Here is a 22,453-nt window from a genome sequence, read left to right on the forward strand (position 1 = left end):
ATGTTCCCTCCCGCTCTGCGGGAGTTCATCGAGATCTGGGTGGGCGCCAACGTCGCCACCGGTAATGAGGACAGAGGCTACGACAGCCGCGATCCTTACAGCCGGCTGGCCGACGACATCGAGCGGCTCTCGGATGCGATGAAGTCCGCTGTCGCCACGGCGGGGGACTCGCTTCCGCCCAGGATCGCCTCGGAGTTCGTCGCCGCGGTGAAGACCTTCGTGGACGACGGGGGCCGGAACCACCTCCAGGACTTCTCGACGGAGGTCCGGGCGACCGGCCGCCGTCAGGTGGACCGCTCGATCCAGCTCTCGGAGAGCAAGTACCAGATCCTCCTCGAATTCATCTTCATGAATCTCGAACTCGCCCTGATCGCCGCGCTCGCCGTGTTCACCGGCGGCACCTCGGTGACCCAGGTGGCCGTGGTCAAGGCCCGCAGCGCGCTCGCCATCCTGCTGATCCTCCAGAGGCTGGGACGGGCCGTCCCCACGCCGCTGTCGGCGCTGTTCGAGGCGATCCAGGAAGCGTTCATCACCTTCGCCGCGCAGGTGATGTCCATGACCCTTCCGGACGTGCCGGACCGGCGGCGCAAGGGCTTCGACTGGGGGGACATCGGGCAGTCGGCGGTTCTCGGCGCGCTGGCGGGGGCGTTCGGCGGCTTCTTCTCCCAGGCGACCGCGCCGTTCTTCAAGGACTTCTTCAAGAAGAACCCGGGGTGGAAGGAGGTCTACGAACTTCCTCACACCTTCATCAACGAAGGCCAGGCCGAGACCTTCGCGACAACGTTCACCAACCTCTTCTTCCTGGGGACATTCGCCGTCAATCCCGCGACGTTCGTGAGCGCCGGACTCAGCGGGGCGTTGTACGAGGGCGCTTCCGATGTCGCGGGGTACGGCGGGAAGTGGGTCAACAAGACGTTCTTCCCGGAGCTCAACTGGGGCCGGGGTGACGTGAATTACCAGGCCGACGGGGGTGGGGGCGGGCGCGGGACCGACAACGGCCCGCCGGCCGGCCACCAGGTCGAGCCCCTGCCCCGCCCCTACACGGTTTCCACGTACGAGAACCCCGGGATCTGGGACGCTCCCGATCCCGCCGGGACGGCGAACGGACCCGGGGCGGTTCCCTACGCGGCGCCGTATCGGTCCGACCTGGACGACGACACCGCGTCGTTCGTCAGCGACTTCTCGTCCAGTTCAAGTTCGAGTTCCAGTTCGACCTCCGGCTTCGATTCCGGTGCCGATTTCGATTCCGAGGTGGACTTCGGCCCCTACAGCTCCTACAGCGACACCTCGTCCCTGACGGACTACACATCCGACTTCACCGCCCACCCGGCGCAGGGGTTGGTGTCCACCACGGGCCCGGGGGCGGCGACCGGGCCCGGCGTGGGTGGCGCGGTCAAGTACTCCTTGCCTGACAACGCCGCCGCCGACGACGTGTGGGGGGATTCCAGCAGCGAGTCCATTGCCGCCGTGCTCAACCCGCCGGACGGTTCGAGGGACTTCGGGAACAATCCGTACGCCGACGTGTTGTCGAACTTCCCCTCCGCCTTCCCCTCCACCGCGGGCTCATCTGCCCCCTCGGCCGCGGAGTTCGTGAGTGAGCGGACAGCGGACGGCGAGCTGGATCTCCCCGCACAGGCCAAGGGCCAGCAGGCCGGCGACGGCACCACGCCTGCCCCGCGGACCGGATCGAGCCCCGGTACGGAGGAGCAGGCCGCATCGGACCTCGCTGCCGAGGTGGACGCCTCGGCCGACGCCGCGGTGGCCCCGCCGGTTCACGCCGCGCCGGCCGACCTCGCCTCCGCACCGCACCGCCCCATGGCCGGGGCGCAACAGCCGGGGGCCGGCCCGGGTGCCACAACCACCCAGGTTGGTACGGCCCCTGAGGAGACGTCAGACCTCTCCCAGGAATCGGAGGAGGCGGCCCCTACGACGTCGGCCGACGCCGGCACCACCACGGACATACCCGGCGGCTCCAGTACGGACGGCGGCTCCAGTACGGTCGACGCGCAGGCCACAGCGCCGCAGGGCCGGGAAGAAACACCGCCGCCGTACCGGGCCGTGCCGACCGAGTCCGAGGCACCCCCGACCGTACCGGCCCTGTCCACGGCGTCGGCCGACGAGACCGTGACGGGGTCGGGAGAGGCCGCCGGGGCACTCGGGGCGTCGTCCGTTCAACCGCTTTCCGACGAAGCGAAGTTGGACGTCGGCCGTGGGTTCAGCGCCCTCATGCGGGAGATCGGCCACCCCGTGGTCCTCGCGGGCGAGGCCCAGGGCAGGGTGCAGTTCGAGAACCCGCGCCCCCTCGCCATCCTTGAGTTCCAACTCCCCTCGGAGGCCGGCCAGTTCGCCGACGACATCAATCGGGCCATCGCCCGGGCAGTGCCCGGGGTGTCGCCGGACGCCCTGCGCGTGGGACCGGACGGGCGGTCGCTGACGGGTCTGGTCCAGGGTACGGAGATCAGCGTCGGCACCGCCCCGCACGCCTTCGCCGACACCACGGAGGCCGGCGGCTTCACCGTCCCCGCCGTCACCGACTCGCTGGCGGACACCGCGTACGCGCTGGCCCTGGCCACCGACGAGCAACAACGTGCGAGGGACCTGTTCGATCTGCTGTGGGGGCTGTCGCACGCCCCGACAGACAACCCGCTCCCCGCCGCCCGGCTGGAGGCCCGGCACGGGGACGCCTACCGTGCCGCACGCCCCTCCGGGGCCTCCCCCACGCTGACCGCCCGGCTCAGCGAGTTGCTCGGCGGGGTCGCGCGGAACGCCGACACCCTGTCGGCCTACGAGGCGACCTGGTCGGCCCTCGGCGCCGTACCGAACGACCTGACGCTGCTCAACGACCAACTCACCGCCCTCGCCGACGCCTTGCGCGCCTCCGAGGCGACGGCCTCCGGCCCGGTGGCCTCCGAAGCGACGGTCCCCGACGAGTCTGTCGTACGGGAGGCCGAAGCGGAGCTGGCCCGTGCCGAACAGGCTGTCCGGGACGCGGAGGCGCTGCCGACCGCCGAGCAGGTGCGACAGGCACGGCTGGCGTGGAGGCAGGCGCTCGCCGAGGCACGGAGCGTCGAGCGGACGGCCACGGAGCGCGGTCCCCAGCCGGGCCTGGAGGACACTGCGGACGCTCAGGAACGTGCCGCCACCGCCCATGAGCGGTGGCTCGACCTCCAGCGGCGGTACGAGGGCGGCGCGACGGCCCTGAGCGACGCGCGGGCCGCGCTTTCTGTTGCTCGTACGGCGCTGGACTCCGTACGGGCGGCTCAGCAGCAGGGCCGACCGGAGACCGACCCTGCCGTCGCCGAGGAGCGGCGCAGGGCCAGGGTGGTGTCGAGCCGGGCACGCTTCCTCGACGACAACGCGGGCCTGCCGAGCGACGGTCTGCGACCGACCCCGGTCATTCCGACCACCCCGGTCAGCCCGGCCACCCTCGTCAGCCCGGCCATTCCGGCCACCCCGGTCCGCCCCGCCAACCAGGAAGAGACGGACGCACTCCTCCTCTTCGCACCGCCCGCCGCCCCGCCCGCCGCCTCTTCCACCGGCCCCGCTCCCACCCCCTCCCTCACTCCCCCGACCCCATCGGGTGCCTTCGCCGGTGCGTCCGATCCGTTGCTGTCGGCGCAGACCTTGATGGCGGGTCCGTCGGCCGCGCGGCAGGGGCGCAACTGGACAGGCAAGCCCGTCGGCCGGGTCCGGCCCGACCGGCTACGGGTCATCGAGACGCGACCGGGCGTGCTGGCGAAGATCGTGTCCGAAGAGGACGCGCCCTGGCCCGACTCGGCCTATGTCGTCGCGGCGGACGGTGACCCCGGCGGGATGCGTGTGTCCGACGGCCGCGTACTGGACACGGAGACGCTGGCCGAAGTACTGCTCGCCGATCCCGAGTTGGCCCATCTGCCGAAGAACGTACCGCTGCTCCTGGCCGTGCCCTTCGCCCAGCGCTCCCTCGATCTCCAGCTGCTGGCAAACCGGCTCGGCCGGCCGGTCGTCGGTCCCAGCGGTGACGGACGTCTGGTCCGTGACGGGTCGAGGAACGAACACCTCCCCGTCCTGGTCGACCGCGCCGCCGACAAGCCGGTCGGCGTCTGGGCTCCCTTCGATCCCCTGCCCACGACGCCGCCCGTCGTGGACCGCCAGTGGACGGCACTGGACGGGACCACGTTCCGGGACAGCGACGTGGACACCCGCCCCCTGGTCTCCGCCGGCCACAAACAGCGGTTCGGCCAGATCTCGGTGCGGGGCGGACACCTGAGGGAGTTCGAGCAGCGGTTCAAGACGTACCTCGACATGCGGCGCCTCGTGCACAAGATCCCGGCCGGCGCCGACCACCAGGACGGCGAGATCGAGGAGTTGACCCCCGATCCGGCGGTCTACGTCTACGCCGCCCACGGGAGTCCGGGCCGGATGACGCTCGCCCTCCGCGACGGCAGGACCGTGTGGCTGGGCAAGCAGGACGCCTCGCGCTACGTCGCCGGGCTGCCCGAGGTACGCCACCTGCCCCCGGGCCACCGGCTGCACCTGGAGATCTGCTGGAGCGCGTCGGACGGCGACCCGCGGCGACAGCAGCCCCATCACGGTCCGGCGCCCCACGTCGACGACCCCTGGGGCGACGTTCCGTTCGGTCAGTACGCCGCCAACGAGAGCAGGCTGGAGACCACTTCGGCGACGAGACAGACCGGCATGACGAGCAAGGACCGCGTGCTCATCGCCGGGGGCGACGGGGAAAGAGGCCGTCGCGTCACGTTCCCGCCCGAGCCGCTCGACCACGAGCTGGACCAGCCGGCGCGTGACGCCGGTCTGCACACGGGCCCGGGTCCCGTGCCGGCGGAGACACGCGCCACCGCGCTGCGGCTGATACGGGGACTCCGCAGCCTCTTCGGCAACAGCGTCGAGCAGGACCGCGGCGTGCCGGGCGGACGGTACGAACGGCTGCTCAGCGGCATCGGCGCCCTGGAAACGATGCGCGCGAACGACCCCGCGCTCAGCGGCGTCACCCCCCTGCGCGAGGACATGGTCACCTTCTACGCCCAGCAGCACGGCGGGGCAGTGGCGGACACCGCCGCCTTCGAAACCCTCCTGGACTTCGCCCGCGACCGCGTCCTCGCGAACCCCGACGCACAGCTCAGCACCGAGATACCAGCACCCGCCCTGAACGTCACCCTCAACGAACTCGGCACGTCCGGTGAGTTCCTGCTGCGTACCGTCCAGTCACTCCCCACGGCGGCGGCGGCGACGCCCGGACAAGTGGCCTCCACCCTCTGGGCGATGGTCCGGGCCGGGAAGACGCTCTTCAACGAGATCCCCCCGGCCGACCGGGAAGCACACGGCCGCGGCGTCCTCCACCTGACCGACACGGACCCGTGGGACCTTGCGAAGCAGAAATCGCTCTGGGCCCTGACCGCCAAGGCCCTCACCGAGGGTCTGGACGTCACCGACCCCAGTCTGCTGGCCGCCTACCACTTGCAGCAGACCGGTGCGTTCGGCCCGGCCGCGCTGCTGTGGCAAGGACAGAACATCCAAGGCGTCTACTGGAGCGACACCCCCGCGCCCGCGGGGATCAACTGGCGCACCGTGCGCCACATGACAAACGGGACCGGCGGGACCGGCGGAACCACCACCCAACAGGTCGTGCCGGAATGGGCAGGACCGGGCATGCCCGACCCCCTCCTGAACCTGGTCGACGTCGACCAGGCCGGGACCATCGTCCTGCACCTGCCCGGCCGCCCTCCCCTCCCGGTGTCCGACAACGAGTTCCTGGCACTGCTGGACCTGGACCCGGCCCTCCGTACCACCCCGTTGGCCACTCCCGTCCTCTTCCTGACCTCCGGCCCCGGGGCCCTGAGGCCGGAACTGGTCCAGCGATTCGCCGAGCGCACCGGCCGCCCCGCCTTCAGCTACAGCGCACCGCTCACCCTGACCGCCACCGACCCGTCGGCCCCGCTCACCATCGTCGCCCCCCTCGACCCGGCCACCCGGACCCCCGGCCGGTGGACCAAGGCCACCCGCCGGCCGGCCAACCCGTCCGGGGCGTCCACCACCCCTTCGGGCTCCATCAGCATCCTGGGCCCCACCGATCCGCCCCATCCGTCCGATCCGCCCGATCCGCTGCTGGCCGCCGAGACCCTGATGCCGGGTCCGTCGGGCGCGCGACAGGGCCGTAACTGGACGGGCAAGCCGGTGAGCCGCGTGCGGCCCGGCCAGGTGCGGCTGTACGAGGTCCGTCCCGGCCGGACACCGCTGATCGTGTCCGAGGAGGACGCGCCCTGGCCCGACTCCGCGTACGTCGTCGCGGGCCAGGGCGAGAACGGGGGTGTACGGGTCCCCGACGGCCGGGTGCTGGACGCGGAGGCACTCGCCGAGGTGCTGGCCGCCGACCCCGAGCTGTCCTCGCTGCCGGAGGATGTGCCCGTCGTGCTGGCCGTCCCGGACCTGGGCCGCGTGTATCTGGACGGGGTGGCCCGCCGGCTCGGCCGGAAGGTGTGGGCGCCCAGTGGTGAGGGACGGCTGATCCCCGACGGCACGGGTGACGGGCATGTTCTGGGTCTGGTCGACCGGGACGCGGATCGGCCGTACGGCGCCTGGGTGCCGTTCGATCCGACGCCCAAGCCGGCGGCGCCGTACGAGGACCGTGAGTGGACGGCACTGGACGGCACGAAGTTCCGTGACAGTGACGTGTATACGCGGCCGCTGGTCTCGAAGGACCATGAGCGGTACGGCGTGATCTCGATCCCGGACCGCGACGCGCTGCGGCGGCGGGAGCAGCGGTTCAAGACGTTCCGGGAGATGCGGCGACTCGTCCATCTGGTGCCGGCCGGTGGCGACCGGCACCACGGGGAGTCCGAGGAGGTGACTCCCGATCCCGCGATCTACGTGTTCGCCGGTCATGGGAAGCCCGGTCTGCTCGCGCTCACGCTCCGCGACGGCCGGATCGTACGGCTGGGCAAGCTGGACGGCGCGCGTTACGTCGCCGGGCTGCGCGAGGTGCGTGAGCTGCCGCCGGGGCACCGGCTGCACGCGGAGGTGTGCTGGGGTGCCTCGGACGGCGACCCGCGGCGGCCTCCCCTGGACACCGCTCCCGCGCCCCATGTCGATGATCCGCTGGAGGACATTCCGTTCGGTCATGTCCTGGCGAACGAGAGCCACAGGGAGACGTCGGCGGCCACCCGGTCGACCGGCCTGAACGACGACGCCCGGGTGGTGCTGGACGGCGCCGGCGGCGAGCGGGGACGCCGGGTCACCTTCCGTTTCGACCCGTCGGATCCCCAGTTGGACCAGCTGGCCCGCGACATGGATCTGCACCAGGGGCCGGGTGCGGTGCCGCCGGAGACCCGCGCGACCACGCTGCGGCTGGTACGGGCCCTGCGGACCACGTTGGGCAACAGGTTCGAGGACAACCCGTTCCGGTACCGGCAGGCGCTCAAGGGCATCGGCGCGCTGGAGAGGATGCGCGCGAACGACCCGGAGCTGAGGAACCGCACCCCGATCCGTCTGGACATGCTCGATTTCCTCACCCAGGAGTACACCGGGAAGCCCCCGGACGCGGCCGGCCATCTGGCGCTGCTCACCTTCGCCCGCCAGCAGATCGCGGCGGATCCGCGTACCGAGCTGAGCAGGGCGATCGATTCCCGTGCCCTGCGCCTGGCCCTCAGCCAGTTCTCCACCAGCGGTGAAGCGGTGGTGCGTGCCGTGAAGGCCCTGCCGGGCCCCGCGCCGGTACGCCCCCGAGACGTCGCGTCCGCCCTGTGGGCGACAACCCGTGCCGCGCAGCGGATCGGGCAGGTGCCGGCGCCGGACCGGGAGGCGTTCGGCCGCACCGTGCTGCATCTGCCCGGCGCCGAGACCTGGGACCGGGCGAAGCAGCAGACGCTGTGGGAGCTGACGGCGAAGGCCATCGCCGAGGGTACGGACGTCACCGACCCGGACCTGCTGGCCGCCTACCACGTGCGGGAGACCGGTGCGTTCGGCCCGGCCGCGCTGCTGTGGCAGGGGCAGAACGTCCAGGGCGTCAACTGGAGCGGCACCCCCGCCCCGGCGGGGGTCGACTGGGGCAGCGTGCGCCGGATGACGCTGGGGCCGGGCGGGACCACCGTTCAGCAGATCGTGCCGGACTGGGCCGGGCCGGGGAGGCCCGACCCCCTCCTGAACCTGATCCATGTGGACCAGGCCGGGACCATCGTGCTGCACCTGCCCGGCCGCCCCCCGCTCCCGGTGACCGACGACGAGTTCCTGGCACTGCTGGACCTGGACCCGGCCCTGCGTACCACCCCGTTGGCCACTCCCGTCCTCTTCCTGACCTCCGGTCCCGGGGCCCTGAGGCCGGAGCTGGTACGGCGGTTCGCCGAGCGCACCGGCCGTCCCGCCTTCAGCTACAGCGCGCCGCTGATGCTGACCGCCACCGATCCGTCGGCCCCGCTCAACCTCCTCGCCCTCCTGGACCCGGCCACGAAGACCCCCGGCCGGTGGACCGAGGCCTCCCGGCGACCGCCCTCGTCCACGCCACCCGCGGCCTCGTCCGAGGCCGACATCTTCGCCCCCACCGGAGAACCCACAGAATCCACGGAACCCACCGACCCTGCCGCCCCGCGGCCGGTCGACCCGTTGCTGTCGGAGCGGACCCGGATGGCGGGCCCGTCGGGTCCGGGGCAGGGGCGGAACTGGACGGGCAAGCCCGTCAGCCGGGTGCGGCCGGATCGGGTACGGGTCATCGAGACGCGGCCGGGTGTGCTGGCGAAGATCGTGTCCGAGGAGGACGCGCCGTGGCCGGACTCCGCGTACGTCGTCGCGGCGGACGGTGACTCCGACGGGGTACGGATTCCCGACGGCCGGGTGCTGGACACGGAAGCGCTGACCGAGGTGCTGCTCGCCGACCCCGAGTTGGCCCGGCTGCCGAAGAACGTACCGCTGCTGCTGGCCGTACCCTTCGCCCAGCGGTCGCTTGATCTCCAGCTGCTGGCGACCCGGCTGGACCGGCGGGTGATCGGTCCCAGCGGTGAAGGGCGGCTGGTCCGTGACGGATCGGGGAACGAACACGTTCCCGTGCTGGTCGACCGCGACGCGAAGAAGGCGTTCGGTCTCTGGGTGCCGTTCGATCCCCTGGCCACGACGCCGTCGTTCGAGGACCGGGCGTGGACGTCGCTGGAAGGGATCACCTTCCGGGACAGCGACGTGGACACCCGCCCCCTGGTCTCCGAGGACCACGAGCGGTTCGGCCAGATCTCGATGCGGGACGGCGAGAGCCTGCGGAGGTCGGAGCAGCGGTTCAAGTCGTACCTCGACATACGGCGGATCCTGCACAAGGTCCCCGCCGGGGCCGGCCTTCAGGACGGCGAGACCGAGGAGATCACCCCCGATCCGGCGGTCTACATCTTCGCCGCGCACGCGAAACCCGGCCGCATGGCGCTCGCCCTGCGCGACGGCCGTACCGTGCGGCTGGCCAAGCAGGACGCCTCGCGTTACCTCGCCGGGCTGCCCGAGATACGCCGGCTGCCCCCGGGCCACCGGCTGGGCCTGGAGATCTGCTGGAGCGGAGCGGACGGCGACCCGCGTCACAACCATCCCTCGACCCTGCCGGTGCCCCACGTCGACGACCCCTGGGGCGACGTTCCGTTCGGTCAGTACGCCGCCAACGAGAGCAGGCTGGCGACCGACGCGGTCACCACGCAGACCGGTATGGACGGCGCCCGGCGCCTGATCGTCGCCCCGGCCGACGGGGAGAAGGGCCGCCGCGTCAGGTTCCCGCCCGAGCCGCTCGAACACGAGCTGGACCGGCTGGCGCGCGACGCCGGTCTGCACCCGGGCCCGGGTCCCGTACCGGCCGAGACGCGCGCCACCACGCTTCGGCTGGTACGGGGACTCCGCCGCCTCTTCGGCAACGGCGTCGAGCAGGACCGCGGCGTGCCGGGCGGACGGTACGAACGGCTGCTCAAGGGCATCGGCGCCCTGGAAACGATGCGCGCGAACGACCCCGCGCTCAGCGGGGTCACCCCCCTGCGCGAGGACATGGTCACCTTCTACGCGCAGGAACACGGTGACGGCATCGCCGACACGGCCGCCTTCGAAGCCCTCCTGGACTTCGCCCGCGACCGCGTCCTCGCCGACTCCGACGCGGAACTCAGCACGGAGATACCGGCACCGGCCCTGAAGGTGACCCTCGCCGAACTCGCCACGTCGGGCGAGGCCCTGCTGCGTTCCGTCCAGTCACTCCCCTCGGCGGCGGCGGCCACCCCGCGACAGGTGGCCTCCACCCTCTGGGCGATGGTCCGCGCGGGAAAGCTGCTGTTCAACGAGATCCCCCCGGCCGACCGGGAGGCACACGGCCGCGGCGTCCTCCACCTGACCGACGCGGACCCGTGGGACCTGGCGAAGCAGAAGAAGATCTGGGCCCTGGCTGCCAAGGGCCTCGCCGAGGGTCACGACGTCACCGACCGCGACGTGCTGGCCGCGCACCACCTGAGGGGTTTTGCCTTCGTCAAGGTCAATCTGCTGCGGCAGGGGCAGGTGATCCAGGGCGTGAACTGGAGCGACAAGCCCGCGCCCGGGGGGATCAACTGGCGCAGTGTGGACCGGATGACGCGAGGGCCGGACGGGACCTCCGTCGAACAGGTCGTGCCGGAGTGGGCCGGACCGGACATGCCCGCCCCCGTCCTCATCCTGATCCATGTGAACCAGGCCGGGAATGTGGTCCTGCACCTGCCGGGCGGGCCTCCGATCGAGGTGTCCGACGACGAGTTCCTGGAGCTGCTGAGGCTGGACCCGGCGCTGCGTACCACGGCCCTGGGCACTCCCGCGCTGTTCCTGACCTCCGGCCCCGGGGCCCTGAGGCCGGAGCTGGTACGGCGGTTCGCCCAGCGCACCGGCCGCCCCGCCTTCAGCTACAGCGCGCCCCTCGGCCTGACCGCCGGCGATCCCTCGGCCCCGCTCACCATCGTGGCTCAACTGGACCCGGCCACCCAGGCCCCCGGCGAGTGGACCAGGGCCGACCGGCGGACGACGGGCCCGTCCGGGGAGTCCACGGCGCCCTCGGGGCCCGCGACCATCTTCGGCCTGCCGGATCCGACAGAGTCGGTGGAGTCCGCGGAGTCTGCGGAGTCTGCGGAGTCTGCGGAGTCTGCGGAGTCTGCGGAGTCTGCGGAACGGGACGCGCGGACCGGTATCGCCTATCCCGCGCCCGTCCAGGTCAACATGAGCCCCGTCTCCGCCGACGACCGGGCGAACGCCCCCGACACCACGGGTGATCCGGGCTGGTCGGTGTCGTCCTGGCGCCCCGCCGGATCCCCGGACCGGGCGCGGTTCGAGAGCCTGTACCGGGACCGCGAGTGGCGCCACCGCAGTGTCGCCCTGGAGTTCGTGTTCGCCGGACTGATGGGCCAGGTCCCCGCGTTCACCGAGGCGGCCCGTGACGGCGTGTTCCGCGTGTACGAAGGGCTGGTCGCCCGTCACGGCGAGGCGGCGGCGCGGCGTGCCTTCTTCGCCCCGGACGCGCTCCCCGCCGACCCCGCCGCCGCGCTGGAGCGGCTGCGCACCCTGCCGCCCGGGCCGCTCGCGCTGGACGAGCTGATGACCGCGCTCACCTACGCGGCGTACGCGGGCGAGGAGTTGCCGGGCCCGCTGGCCGGGACGCTGTCGCGTCCGGCCGGCCATCGGGCCCGTCACGCACCCGGCAGTGCCTACCGCGCGGTCCACGACAGCCGTGGCTTCCGCCGGGTGGGCGGTACGGACGGTCCCGCGTCGCGGCTGCTCCGTACCTTCGCCGCGCTCGGCGCCTCGCCCGCCCACCTGCTCACGTTCCGGGGCGCGCTCATCGCCTGGGCGGTCCCGGCCGATCTCCAGTCGCTGCACGAGATCCTGCGCGCCTCCCACCCGTTCGGGGTGGGGAACGCGGAGGAGCGCGGCACCGTCCTGCGCGACGGGGCGGAGCTGCACAACTGGGTCGCGGAGTCGGCGCGGAGCGCCGGCTTCCAGAGGTTCGATCCGTACGGTCAGCTGATCCCGCCCCACCGCCGGCTGTACGGCGAGCGGATGACGTACGGCGCGGACGTCACCGCCGGCGAGCTGGATCTCCCGGGCGACCTCGTGAGGCTGACCGGCGCCGCGCTCGCCGGGACCCTCCCGTCCGGCACCCGCAGGGAGCGGGCGCTCCACGCGTGGCTCCGTACGTACGGCGACACGGGCAGGCGCGCGCTGGCGCGCCTGGCACCGGCCCATCTGACGGCCGTCCATCTCTACGGCGGGCCCGACTACCGGCTGATGAAGGCGTTCCTCAACGGTGAGCGGCTGGGCTCGGGGATGGGCCGTCGCCTGGTACGGCTCAACGTCTGGTCGTTGACGCGGAAGGCGGTGGAGCTGGACGCGCCCGCGTTCCTGCCGACGATGCTCCGCGCGCATCCCGACCTCGAAGAGCTCTTCGACGACCTGCGGGCCGGGCCGGACCTGGACACGCCGGGCCCCGAGGCGGACGAACTGCGGGGCCGCTCCGACGTCATCGCGGACTGGCTGTACGCGCGGATGCCGCTGCACGTCGACATGGCGATCGAGGCGCTGGAGATCCTGCCGCCGGTGAACGCGGACGTCTGGTGGGGCGACCGGGGGATACCGGGTGCGCTGGACGGGCCGTCGGAGGACGGGGACCTCACGGACGGGCCGCCGGTGGACGGGCCGGTCTACGGCCGCGACACCATCACCATGCCGTTCTTCCGCAGCACGTCGCTGGTGCGCGAGCGGGCGCAGGAGTTCATGACGTGGAGCAAGCAACCGCCCGCCGGTTCCCACCCCGGTCTGGTGCACGTCCCGCGCTCGACGGCGCGCGAGATCACTCCCTTCGTGGCCTCCCTGTCGGAGACGGAGGTCACGTACCCGCCCGGTGCGTTCTTCCGCGTCACGGGCCGGGGTGTTGTCCCGGGCGACGAGGGGACGGTGTCGTACGAGTCGATCACCGCCCAGGAGGTCTCCTGGGCCGCGAGCGCACAGCGTCCCGCGCCGGTGCTGCGGGAGATGCGCGCGGCGGACGGCCGGATCGTCGGCGCGGCGTCGTTCGACGACGCGGACTGGGCGGTGCGGCAGGACGCGTACGCACGGCTGGACGGCGCGACGGGGTTCGTGTCGTGGGAGCGTGACGCTCAGGAACGTCCGGTGGCGACGCTCAAGCCGTTGCCCGGTGGGGGGACGGCCGGGGGGACGTTCTTCTTCGCTTCGCACGGCGGGGCCGAGGGGCTGGCGCTCGCCGAGGACGGCGGCGGCGTCCTGCGGGACGACGGGTCGTACGCGGGTCGGCTGTTGGCAGGGGTACGGAACCGTGGTTTCCGCAGCGTGACCGTGCTGGCGTGCGGTCCCGGCGACGCGCCCGGGAGCGTGGCGGAAGCCAGGGCGCGGGCCGAGCGGCTGGCGGACGTGGTGGGCCTGCCGGTTCACCTGGAGGTGGGCCGTACCGCGGTCACCGCCGGCCGTGACGGCGGTCCGGCGCTGATCCACGCGCTGGAGGACTCCGAGGGGCGGGCCACGGGGTGGGTGACGGCGTATCCGGGCCGCGGGCGGACCACCGGCGCACCGGCCCCGGACACCGGGCGTCCGGTCGAGACCGGCTACCCGGCCTCCGGCCTGATCAACGCGGACACCGCCACGGACGCCGACACCGCCATGGACCTGGACCTCGATCCCTTCGCCAGCTCGGCGTCGGAGCCCGAAGCCGAGCTCGAACCCCCCTACGACGCCTCCGAGTCCGGCGACGTGTCCGGCGCCGACGCCGAGCTCGAACCCCCGTACGACGCATCCGAGTCCGACGCCGACTCCGCCAACTCCGCCGACTCCGAGGACAACTCGTTCTTGCAGATCCCGTCCTGGCGGATCACCGGCGCGCCCGACACCCCCCGTTTCACGGGCTACTACGGGAATCCCTACTGGCGCCAGAGGAGCGTCGACTTCGAGTTCACGCTCGCGCGGCTCCTGGCCGCGCGGCCCGAGGTGACCACCACGGTCCGCCAGACCGTGGGCCGCGCGCACCGGTTCCTCGTCGAGCGGTACGGGGAGGAGGCGGCCACCCAGGCGTTCTTCCCGCCGGGCGACCCGAGGTGGGCGGCACCGGGCGGCCCCCTCGCCCAGCTCGTCGGACCGGACGCGACGGCCCCCCTTCCCCAGCTGATGGAGGCGTACGCCAACGCGGTCTTCGCCCACACCGGCCCCTCGACCGTCAGCCGCGCCCTGCCCGGCCGGATCCGGCACGCAGGACAGCCGCTGCGGAGGCTGAACTCCGCCGACCCCGCGAGCTGGCAGCGGCACGACGCCCTGGGCTTCCGTCAGGTGGCGGGGGTGAACGGCCCCGCGCTGTGGCTGCTCCAGGGCACCCAGGAGCTCGGAGCCACCCCCGCCGAGATGGCCACCTTCCGCACGGCGCTGATCGCCTGGACGGTCCTGGAGGGCATCCAGTCCCTCCACGAAGTCCTGCGCGCCTCGCACCTGGTCGGTATGGGCGGCCCGGACGAGCGCGTCGCGACGCGGCGGGACGGCGCCCGTACGCACGGATGGGCCAGGGACCACCTCGTCCCCTGGCAGCACATCCCGGACACCCCCCAGGGCCTCACGGTCCGCGATCGGCTGCGCGCGCCCCACGTGGCGCTGTACGGCGACGGCGTGCGCTTCCCCCGCCAGGCGACCGACGGTCTCGCCGTCCCCGACGACCTGGTGACGATGGTCGACGTCCTTCTCTCCGGCGCCCCTCCGACGTCCCCCGACGACGAGCGCATGGAGGTGGCACGGGAGTGGCTGTCACGGTACGGCGACGAGGGCCGCGCCGCGCTGCTGAAGATGTCCCCCGCCCACATCACCGCCCTGTTCATCTACAGCATGCCCGACTACCGGCTCATGAAGGCGCTCCTGAACGGCGAGCGGTTCGGACAGCACGCGAGCCGGTGGCTGGTGCGTTCCGTCGCCTGGACGCTGGTCTCGCGCGGCGTCTACGTCGTCTGGGCGCCCGGCTCGGGGCCATGGGAGAGCCACGTTCCCCTGACGCTGCGGACCCAGCCGGGTTTCCACGAGGTGTTGCAGGGGTTGGTGGACCTGCCCGACCTGGAACCCGGCCCCGAGCTGTCGCGGCTGCGCCGCAGGCTCGACGCGATCGCCGACGGGCTCCACAGTCAGCTGAAGGCGCACATCGAGATGGCCGTCGAAGCCCTCGAACTGCTCCCCCCGGTGCGGCGTACCGTCTGGTGGGGCGACCGGGGCGTGCCCGGGTCACTGGCCCGGCCGTCGGCCAACTCGCCCTTGTACAACGGCGTGGTGATCTCGGTGCCGTTCTTCCGCAGCACCTCCACGGATTCCGGCGCGGCCATCGCCTTCGCGGTGGCCAGGGGCAGCGGGCCGTCGCACACCCACCAAGGGGTGTTCGAAATCCCCGAATCCCTGGGCAGGGAGATCGCCATGTTCTCCGCCTACGCCGGTGAGTCGGAGGCCCTCTATCCGCCCGGTTCGTACTTCCTCTCCCAGAACCGGACCATCCGTACGTACGACGAGGGCTCGACGCGGCACACCTACGCGTACACCGTGGTCGCGGACGCCACCGCCGGCCGGCCGCCGGCGCTGCCGGGGCCCGCGGCCGATCCGGCCGATTCGGCCGACCCGGCCGACGGCGAGATCCTGCGTACCTTCTACGCGGATCCCCGCTGGTGGACGGTGAGCCGGGAGTACGAGAAGTCCCTCGGCGAGGTGCTCGCCCACGAGCCCGCCGTGATCGACGCGGCGCGGGCGGCTGTCCGCGTCCTGTTCACCTATCTGTCGCACCACCTCGGCGCCCAGACGGCGGCGCGCGCCTTCTTCCCGGACCTGTCCGAGACGGACGACCCGCAGGCCGAGATGGACCTCCTGCTCGACGAGGACATGGCGGTGAGCGTAAGGACGTTCGTGCTCGCGCTCGTCGACGCCGGCTACGCGTCCGCGACCCAGGGGGCGGGGCCCTCGCTCAGCCGGCTGTGGGCAACCCGGCCCGAGCTGAACGTCCAGCATCAGCTCACCCTGATCGAGGACGCGACCCCGCACCGGCGTTCCGGCCCCTGGTACCGGGACCTGCACGACCGGCTGGGCCACCCCGTCGGCAACGGCCGCGCGACAGGCGTCGCCTGGCTGCTCAAGGCGTTCGGGAACCTGCCCGGCACCGGCCCCGCCCTGCTCCTGGGGCTGCGGAACGCCCTGCTGGCGGACCGGCTGATGTTCGGCGAGCACTCGCTGGCCGAGGTGCTGGAGGCCGCGCAGTCGGCCGGGGTACGCGACGAGGCCGAGCCCGAGCCCAAGGACGTCGAGGCGGCCCGGCTGTACGCCTGGGCCGACGCCGTCTTCGCGCCCGCACGGCGCATCGACTCCGAGCCCGAACTGCGCACGGCGTACGCCGGCGACAGCACCCTGCGCGAGCGGCTGCGCCTGCCCCACCGGCGCATGTACCAGCAGCGCACCACCTGGCTCGCGCCCTGGATCACCGGCAACGCGGCCGAGCCGGCCGCCATCACCCAGCTCGCCGGGCTGGAGGGCAGCACCTGGACCGCCGAGGATCTGCGGACGCTGCCGTGGCCCACGGGCCCGGGGGCGCGGGAGCGGCGTTCCGCGCTGCGTGACTGGCTGCTGCGGCACGAGAGCCAGGCGCTCCTGCGCAACGTCACGGCGGCACACGTACCCGCGCTCTATCTGCTCAGCGGCCAGGACGCGGCGCTGACCGACCCGGCGCTGACCACGGGCCCCGAGTCGCTGGACCGGCTGCGCCAGGCGGTCGGCGCCCTGGTCGGCAGGCGCGTCGCCCAGGGCGCTCCGGACCAGGTGTTCCCGCTGGTATTGCTGCGCGACACCCGCTTGCGGGCCCTGGTGCGGCAGGCCAGGAACGTACCGCCGACGACCCCGCACCGGCCCGCCGTAATGGCCCAGTTCGGTCAGCGGGCCGCGGCGCTCGCCGCCCAGCTGGCGCCCGGGATACGCGAGGATCTCGTCCTCCTGCGGCGCATGGGGCGCGAAGCGCTGCACCTGCTGCCGCCGGTGGACGAGCCGGTGTACTGGTCCGCCTGGGGGGCCGGGACCCTGGAGGAGGCCCAGGAGGGTCCCATGGCGGGACTCTCCTTCACCGCTCCGCCCTTCCACACCGCCTCGACCTCGCGGAACGTCGGGCTGCGCATGCTGCCGGGGCCCCCGCCGCAGGGGGACAGCCATCCGGTCCTGTACGAGGTACGCGGGTCCTCCGCGCGGGACATCGCGCCGTTCAGCCGGACGCCCGCGGCGCGGCAGGCGATGTTCCCGGAGGAGACCCGTTTCGAGGAGGAGTCCCGCGAGGTCCGGTACGACGCCTCGCTGGGCCGCAGCCATATGCGGGTGGTCCTGCGCGAGGTGGCGGCTCCGGCGCCGGAGTTGTGGGACCGGGAGATCCTCACCCGTCCCGTCATCGCTCCCGACGGCACCTGGTCCGGCGTCACCGGCTACACGGCGCAGGAGTGGTCGGAGCGCCAGGACGCGCTCGCCCACCTGTCCGGCCTCACCTACTTCAAGTACTACGACACCGAGGCCGAGACGTGGGAGAAGGACCGCGTCCCCGTGCCCTGGAGCCGGGGCTCCCTGTTCTTCGCCGCGCCCGGCGACGGCCGGCTGGTCCAGGTGGGCTCCCCGTACGGATCCAAGCTCGCCACCGCCGGAGAGGTCGGCGGCTTCCTGCGCGAGCTGCTGCGCGACTCCCCCGCCGGGCGGAGCGCCGCCCTTGTCGTCTTCGGCCCGCCCGCCGGGGCCGGGCCGCTGGCCCAGCGGATGGCCGACCGCACCGGGCGGGACACCGCGGGCTCCACGGCTCCCGCCGAGACCTTCGAGCGGGGCAAGGACGCGGACCCGCGGTACGGACTGGAACTCGAACGGGACCCGAAGCTCCCCGCTCCCCGGTTCCTGATCCGCACCCCGCGCGACCAGGACGGCACCGAGGACGAGGCACCCCGTGATCCGTCGCGGCACGCGGAGCGTTTCGCCTCGGTGTACGCCGATCCGCGCTGGCCGGAGGCCGCCCGGGGCTGGGAGCGGGCGCTGGGCCGCGCCCTGGCGGGCGATCCGCGGGTCACCGCCGCCGCCCGCGCGGCGCTGGCGGCCGTCCACCGCTTCGGCGTCGGCCGGTTCGGCGAGGCGGGGGCAACGTCGGCGTTCTTCTCCGTCGCCGACGACGACGCGGGCGTGGACCTCGACGCCGCCCTGCGACGGCTGCTGGACCCCGAGGGGGGCGCCGGGCTGCCGGAGCTGATGGAGGCGTACGCGCGGGGTGTGGGGCTCACCGTATGGTTCACGCCTCCGGCGCCGCTCGACCGGGAGGGCAACTGGTACCGGGAGTTCCACCACGACCGGGGCTTCCCGGTGGGCCACGGCCCGGCCGACGCCGCCCGCGAGGCGCTGTCGCGCTACTCGCATCTGGCCGGCGTGCGGCGGGCGGACGTCCTGGCGTTCCGGGAGGCCGTCATCGGCTGGCAGCTGTCCCTGGACCGCCACTCCCTGATCGAGGTCCTTCTCGCCTCCCACACCCTCGGCCTCGGGGACACCGCCGAGCGGGCGGCGGCTCTCGGCGACGCGGTCCACCTCTACCAATGGGCGGACGCCCTGTCCCCTCGTACCCGTTCCGACTCGGCCGAGCAGGACGGCAGTCTGCGGCTGCCGCACCGGCGGCTGTACGGCACCGGGGCCGGCCGGTTCGCCGCGGAGGCCACCGGGGCCGGCACGGTGCCCGACGGTCTTGTCCTCGCCGTACAGCGCGGGGAGCGGCTGCTGTCTGGGGAGTACGACCCCGAGGAGCTGCCGGGACGCGAGGAGGCACTGCTCGACTGGCGGCGGCGGCACGGCAGTTCGCCCCTCGACGGTCTTGACCGCGCCCATGTCACCGCCCTCCACCTGCTGGGCGGCCCGGACGCAACGCTGCTGGGCACGCCCGACCCGGTGGGGCGGGCCGGGTCCCTCGTCGCGGGCGAACTCCGCGGCGGCGGCTTCACGTTCCCCGTCCTGCTGATGAACGACCCCGGCTTCCGTGGCCTCGCCGCGCAGGCGGAGGCGATCGCGGAGTCCGCTCCCGACCGCGGGGAACGGCTGGCGACGCTGCTCACCGCCATGGGGCGGCGGATCGGCGAACTGGCCCCCCGTATCCGGGCGGAGGTGTCCCAGCACAGCGCTTTCGGCGCCGAGGCGCTGGACCGGCTGCCGGCCGTGAACGCTCCGGTGTGGTGGGCGGGGTGGCTGCCGGGGGACCTGCCCGCCGGGCCTGGCGGGATGGAAACATCCGGGCCTGACGGCGCGGAAACTTCCGGTCCTGACAGCACGGAGCCGCCCGGTCCGCTGGACGGGGTCTCCACGTCCTCGTTCCATGTCGCGCGGCGCACGGAGGAAACCGCGCTGGACCTGCTGGCGTCCGGCGGCGACGCGCCGGCCGGCAGGCACCCGGTGATCTTCGGGGTGGAACGCTCCTCGGGCCGCGATGTCTCGGTCTTCGCCGGGGACCCGGACGAGGAGCCGGTGGTCTATCCAGGACCGGCCGACTTCACGGTGCTGCGCCGCTCTCTCCGTACGCATCCGGAGACGGGGCGCCGCTACGAACGCGTCCTGCTCGCCGAGACCGCCGCCACCCGCCGGGCCCTCGCCGCTCCGCCGACGGCCTCCGGGGCGGAATCCGAGGCCGACGAGGCCGGGGCCATGGCCCCGGCGTACCCGGAGCCGGACTACTGGAACGCGCCCTGGGAGGGGCACGAGGCCGCCCGGTCCCGGTCGCGGTCCCTGTCCCTGTCCCTGTCCCTGGACAGGACGGTGGTCCAGGAGATCCGCGCGGACGGGCGGACCGTCGGCAAGGCGTCGTTCTCGCGGCACGACTGGTCGTTGCGTGAGCGTCCGTACGAACGGCTGCCCGAGGCCACCACGTACACGGAGTGGAGCCGTGGCCCCGACGGGGAACGGGTGGCCCGCAGCCGCCCGCTGCCCGCCACGGGCCGTACCGGCACGTTCTTCTGGGCGTCCCACGGCAAGGACAGCGGCTACGCCGTCGTCGGCCAGGACGACCTGCCCGTCGGCGCCGACAGCGAGAGGGTGGGGCGGCTCCTCGGCCCCGACCTGGCCGCGGCCGGCTTCACCAGCGTCACGGTCCTCGCGTGCGCCCCCGGCGTCCCGGGCGACACCGACACGCTAGCGCGGGCCGTCGAACGGGCGCGGGGCATCGCGGACGTCACCGGCCTGGACGTGTACATCAACTCCGGCGGGGTGGCCGTCACGCCCGGCCAGGACGAGGACGGCGGCGCCACGGCCGACATCCACCTCCTGGAGTCGGCCGACGGGAGTCCGACGACGTGGCTGCGGGTCCCCCCGCGGACCCACAAGGACATCGGCGAGGACGGGGCACGCGAGACTCCGGCCCCGGCTGCCGGCCCCGACGCACGCGCGCCACGCGGCACGTACCGACGCACGGGCCCGTACGCCGCCGAACTCGACGGCACTGTCTTCGCGCTGCACGAGTCGCCCGGCGAGGGCAGTTTGGCCGCCACCCTTCTGCTGGCTCTCCGGTACGCGGCCCCCGAGGCGCTGGCGAACGCGGGAATCGACACGCCCACCGCCCTCCTCGACTGGCTGGGGCGGAACGTCACGGACGACAACCTGTCCCGGGAGACACCGCTTCCGTTGGACGGGGGCCGGATGATCCCGCTGGAACTGCTGGACGAGATCGGTGCGCCGACCAACGCCTCCCAGCGCATGGAGGCGGTCCTCCTCGGCAATCAACTCCCGGCCTCGGACCTCGCCCTGAGCCCGGCCGCGCGTTTCCGGCTGCTGCTGCGGGACCCGTCGTACGGAGGAGAGAACGGCACGGGAGCGCTGGCGGACGCACTGGTGGCGACAGCCCCTCGCGTGCTCGGCGTCGAGCTGGCCGTGGTGGGCCCGGACGGGCAGGTGACGTACCACGGCGTCACCCCGGACGCCGACACTCCGGACACCGACGCTGCGGACGGCGGCGCCCCGGACGGCGGCGCCCCGGATGACCACACCGCCACAACAGCGCCACCCGCCCTCCTCGTCCGCGACGGCGACCGCCACCTCGCCGGGCTTCCGGACGGACCGGGCGACACCACCGGTGCGAGCGAGGCGCGGATGCGCCGGGTGGTGGAGGCCGTGTCCTCCGCGCCGCTGTCCGTACGGCGGCAGCTGGTCACCCGGGAGGCGCCGGACTGGATCCGGGCGCGCATCCGCTTCATGGAGGAGGCCGAGCGCTTCGAGGATCGGCTCGGCCGGTACCTCGGCGACCACGAGGCCGCCAACGCCCAGCTCGGCGTGATGGTACGAGAGGTGTGGGACCGTGCCGTGGCGGCGGGCCGCTGGGCGGAGCTGGGCTCCGCCGACCCCACCACCGACGGCGCCGTGGGCACCGACCGGGACCGGATCGAGGCCGTGGTGGAGTCGGGCAACCTGCGGGAGCGCATGGGCCTGCTGTGGATCGGTGCCCCGCATCCGGCCGGGGGGCTGATCTCCGACCTGCTGAGCACCCCCGCGCCGATGCCGCGGTCGATCATCGACGAATACGCCGAGCGGCTGCCGTCGGACGCGATCACCGCCTACCGGGCGGTGCGCGCGCAGACGCGGGACATGCCGCCGGAGGAGCGGGCGCGCCTGCTCGCCGAGGCCGAGCGGCCGCTGCGGACAGCGGTGCGCCCCGATGCCGTACGGCCGCCGCTGAGCGAGGCCGAGCGGGCGCTGGCGCCGGACGAGGACCTCGCGTGGATTCCGGGGAGGAACCGCTGGGACTACGCCATGAGCAGCCGGTTCCAGGCCGCCACCGAGCCGACCGGCGGCCTGGTCCTGGCCGGCACGTCCGGCTCGTCGCAGCGGCTGATGACGCAGGCCGTGGCGATGCGCGACGTGTGGGGCCTGGACCTCGACCTGGGCCTGGTGCGGATCGCGTTGCTGGCGGAGATGCTGACGGCGGAACACCACTCCTTGCACGAGATCATGCGCGGCTGTCAGCTGGTCTTCGACCAGCTACGGGAGCGCGGCACCCCGGAGTCAGCGGATCTCGACTACGTCGACAACTGGGGCCGCTACTGGCGTATCGCCCCGCTGACCGAGGCCGAGCTGCGCGACCATGTGGCCGTCGACGGCGCGTTCCCGGACGAGCACGCCCTGGACGCGACGGAATGGCCCACCGGTGCCGGGCCGGAAGGTCCGACCGACGAGGAAGCGGAATGGCTGGCGGCCTACGGTGACACCCTGGAGGACATACGGAATGCCCTGCTGACACTGGCTCCCGACTCCGTACCCGACGTCGCACCCGGCTCCGTACCGGACTCCGACGACGGGCCCCTGACACCCGATCTGCTGGAGCGCCTGATCGACGACTGGTTCCGCGCGCGGAACCGGGAACCCGTCGGCTCCCTGCCCGAGAAGCTCAGCCAGATACTGAGCCAGATACTGAACGACCGCACGTGACACCCCCGACGAGGAGCCC

General features: G+C 73.2%; 1 protein-coding gene. It reads left to right on the top strand.

All coding sequences use genetic code 11. The annotated features are described in order from the left end of the window. Positions 1–22,434, top strand: a complete 22,434-nt coding sequence (locus OG349_RS12480; protein WP_327234675.1) for a lonely Cys domain-containing protein — start codon at positions 1–3, stop codon at positions 22,432–22,434. Positions 22,435–22,453: the final 19 nt, after the last annotated feature.

The sequence above is a fragment of the Streptomyces sp. NBC_01317 genome (assembly GCF_035961655.1).
In the GTDB taxonomy this organism is placed as follows: Bacteria; Actinomycetota; Actinomycetes; order Streptomycetales; family Streptomycetaceae; genus Streptomyces.

Excerpts from the sequence above, each read along its gene's own strand:
- OG349_RS12480 (WP_327234675.1), top strand. The coding sequence starts at position 1 with ATGTTCCCTCCCGCTCTGCGGGAGTTCATCGAGATCTGGGTGGGCGCC.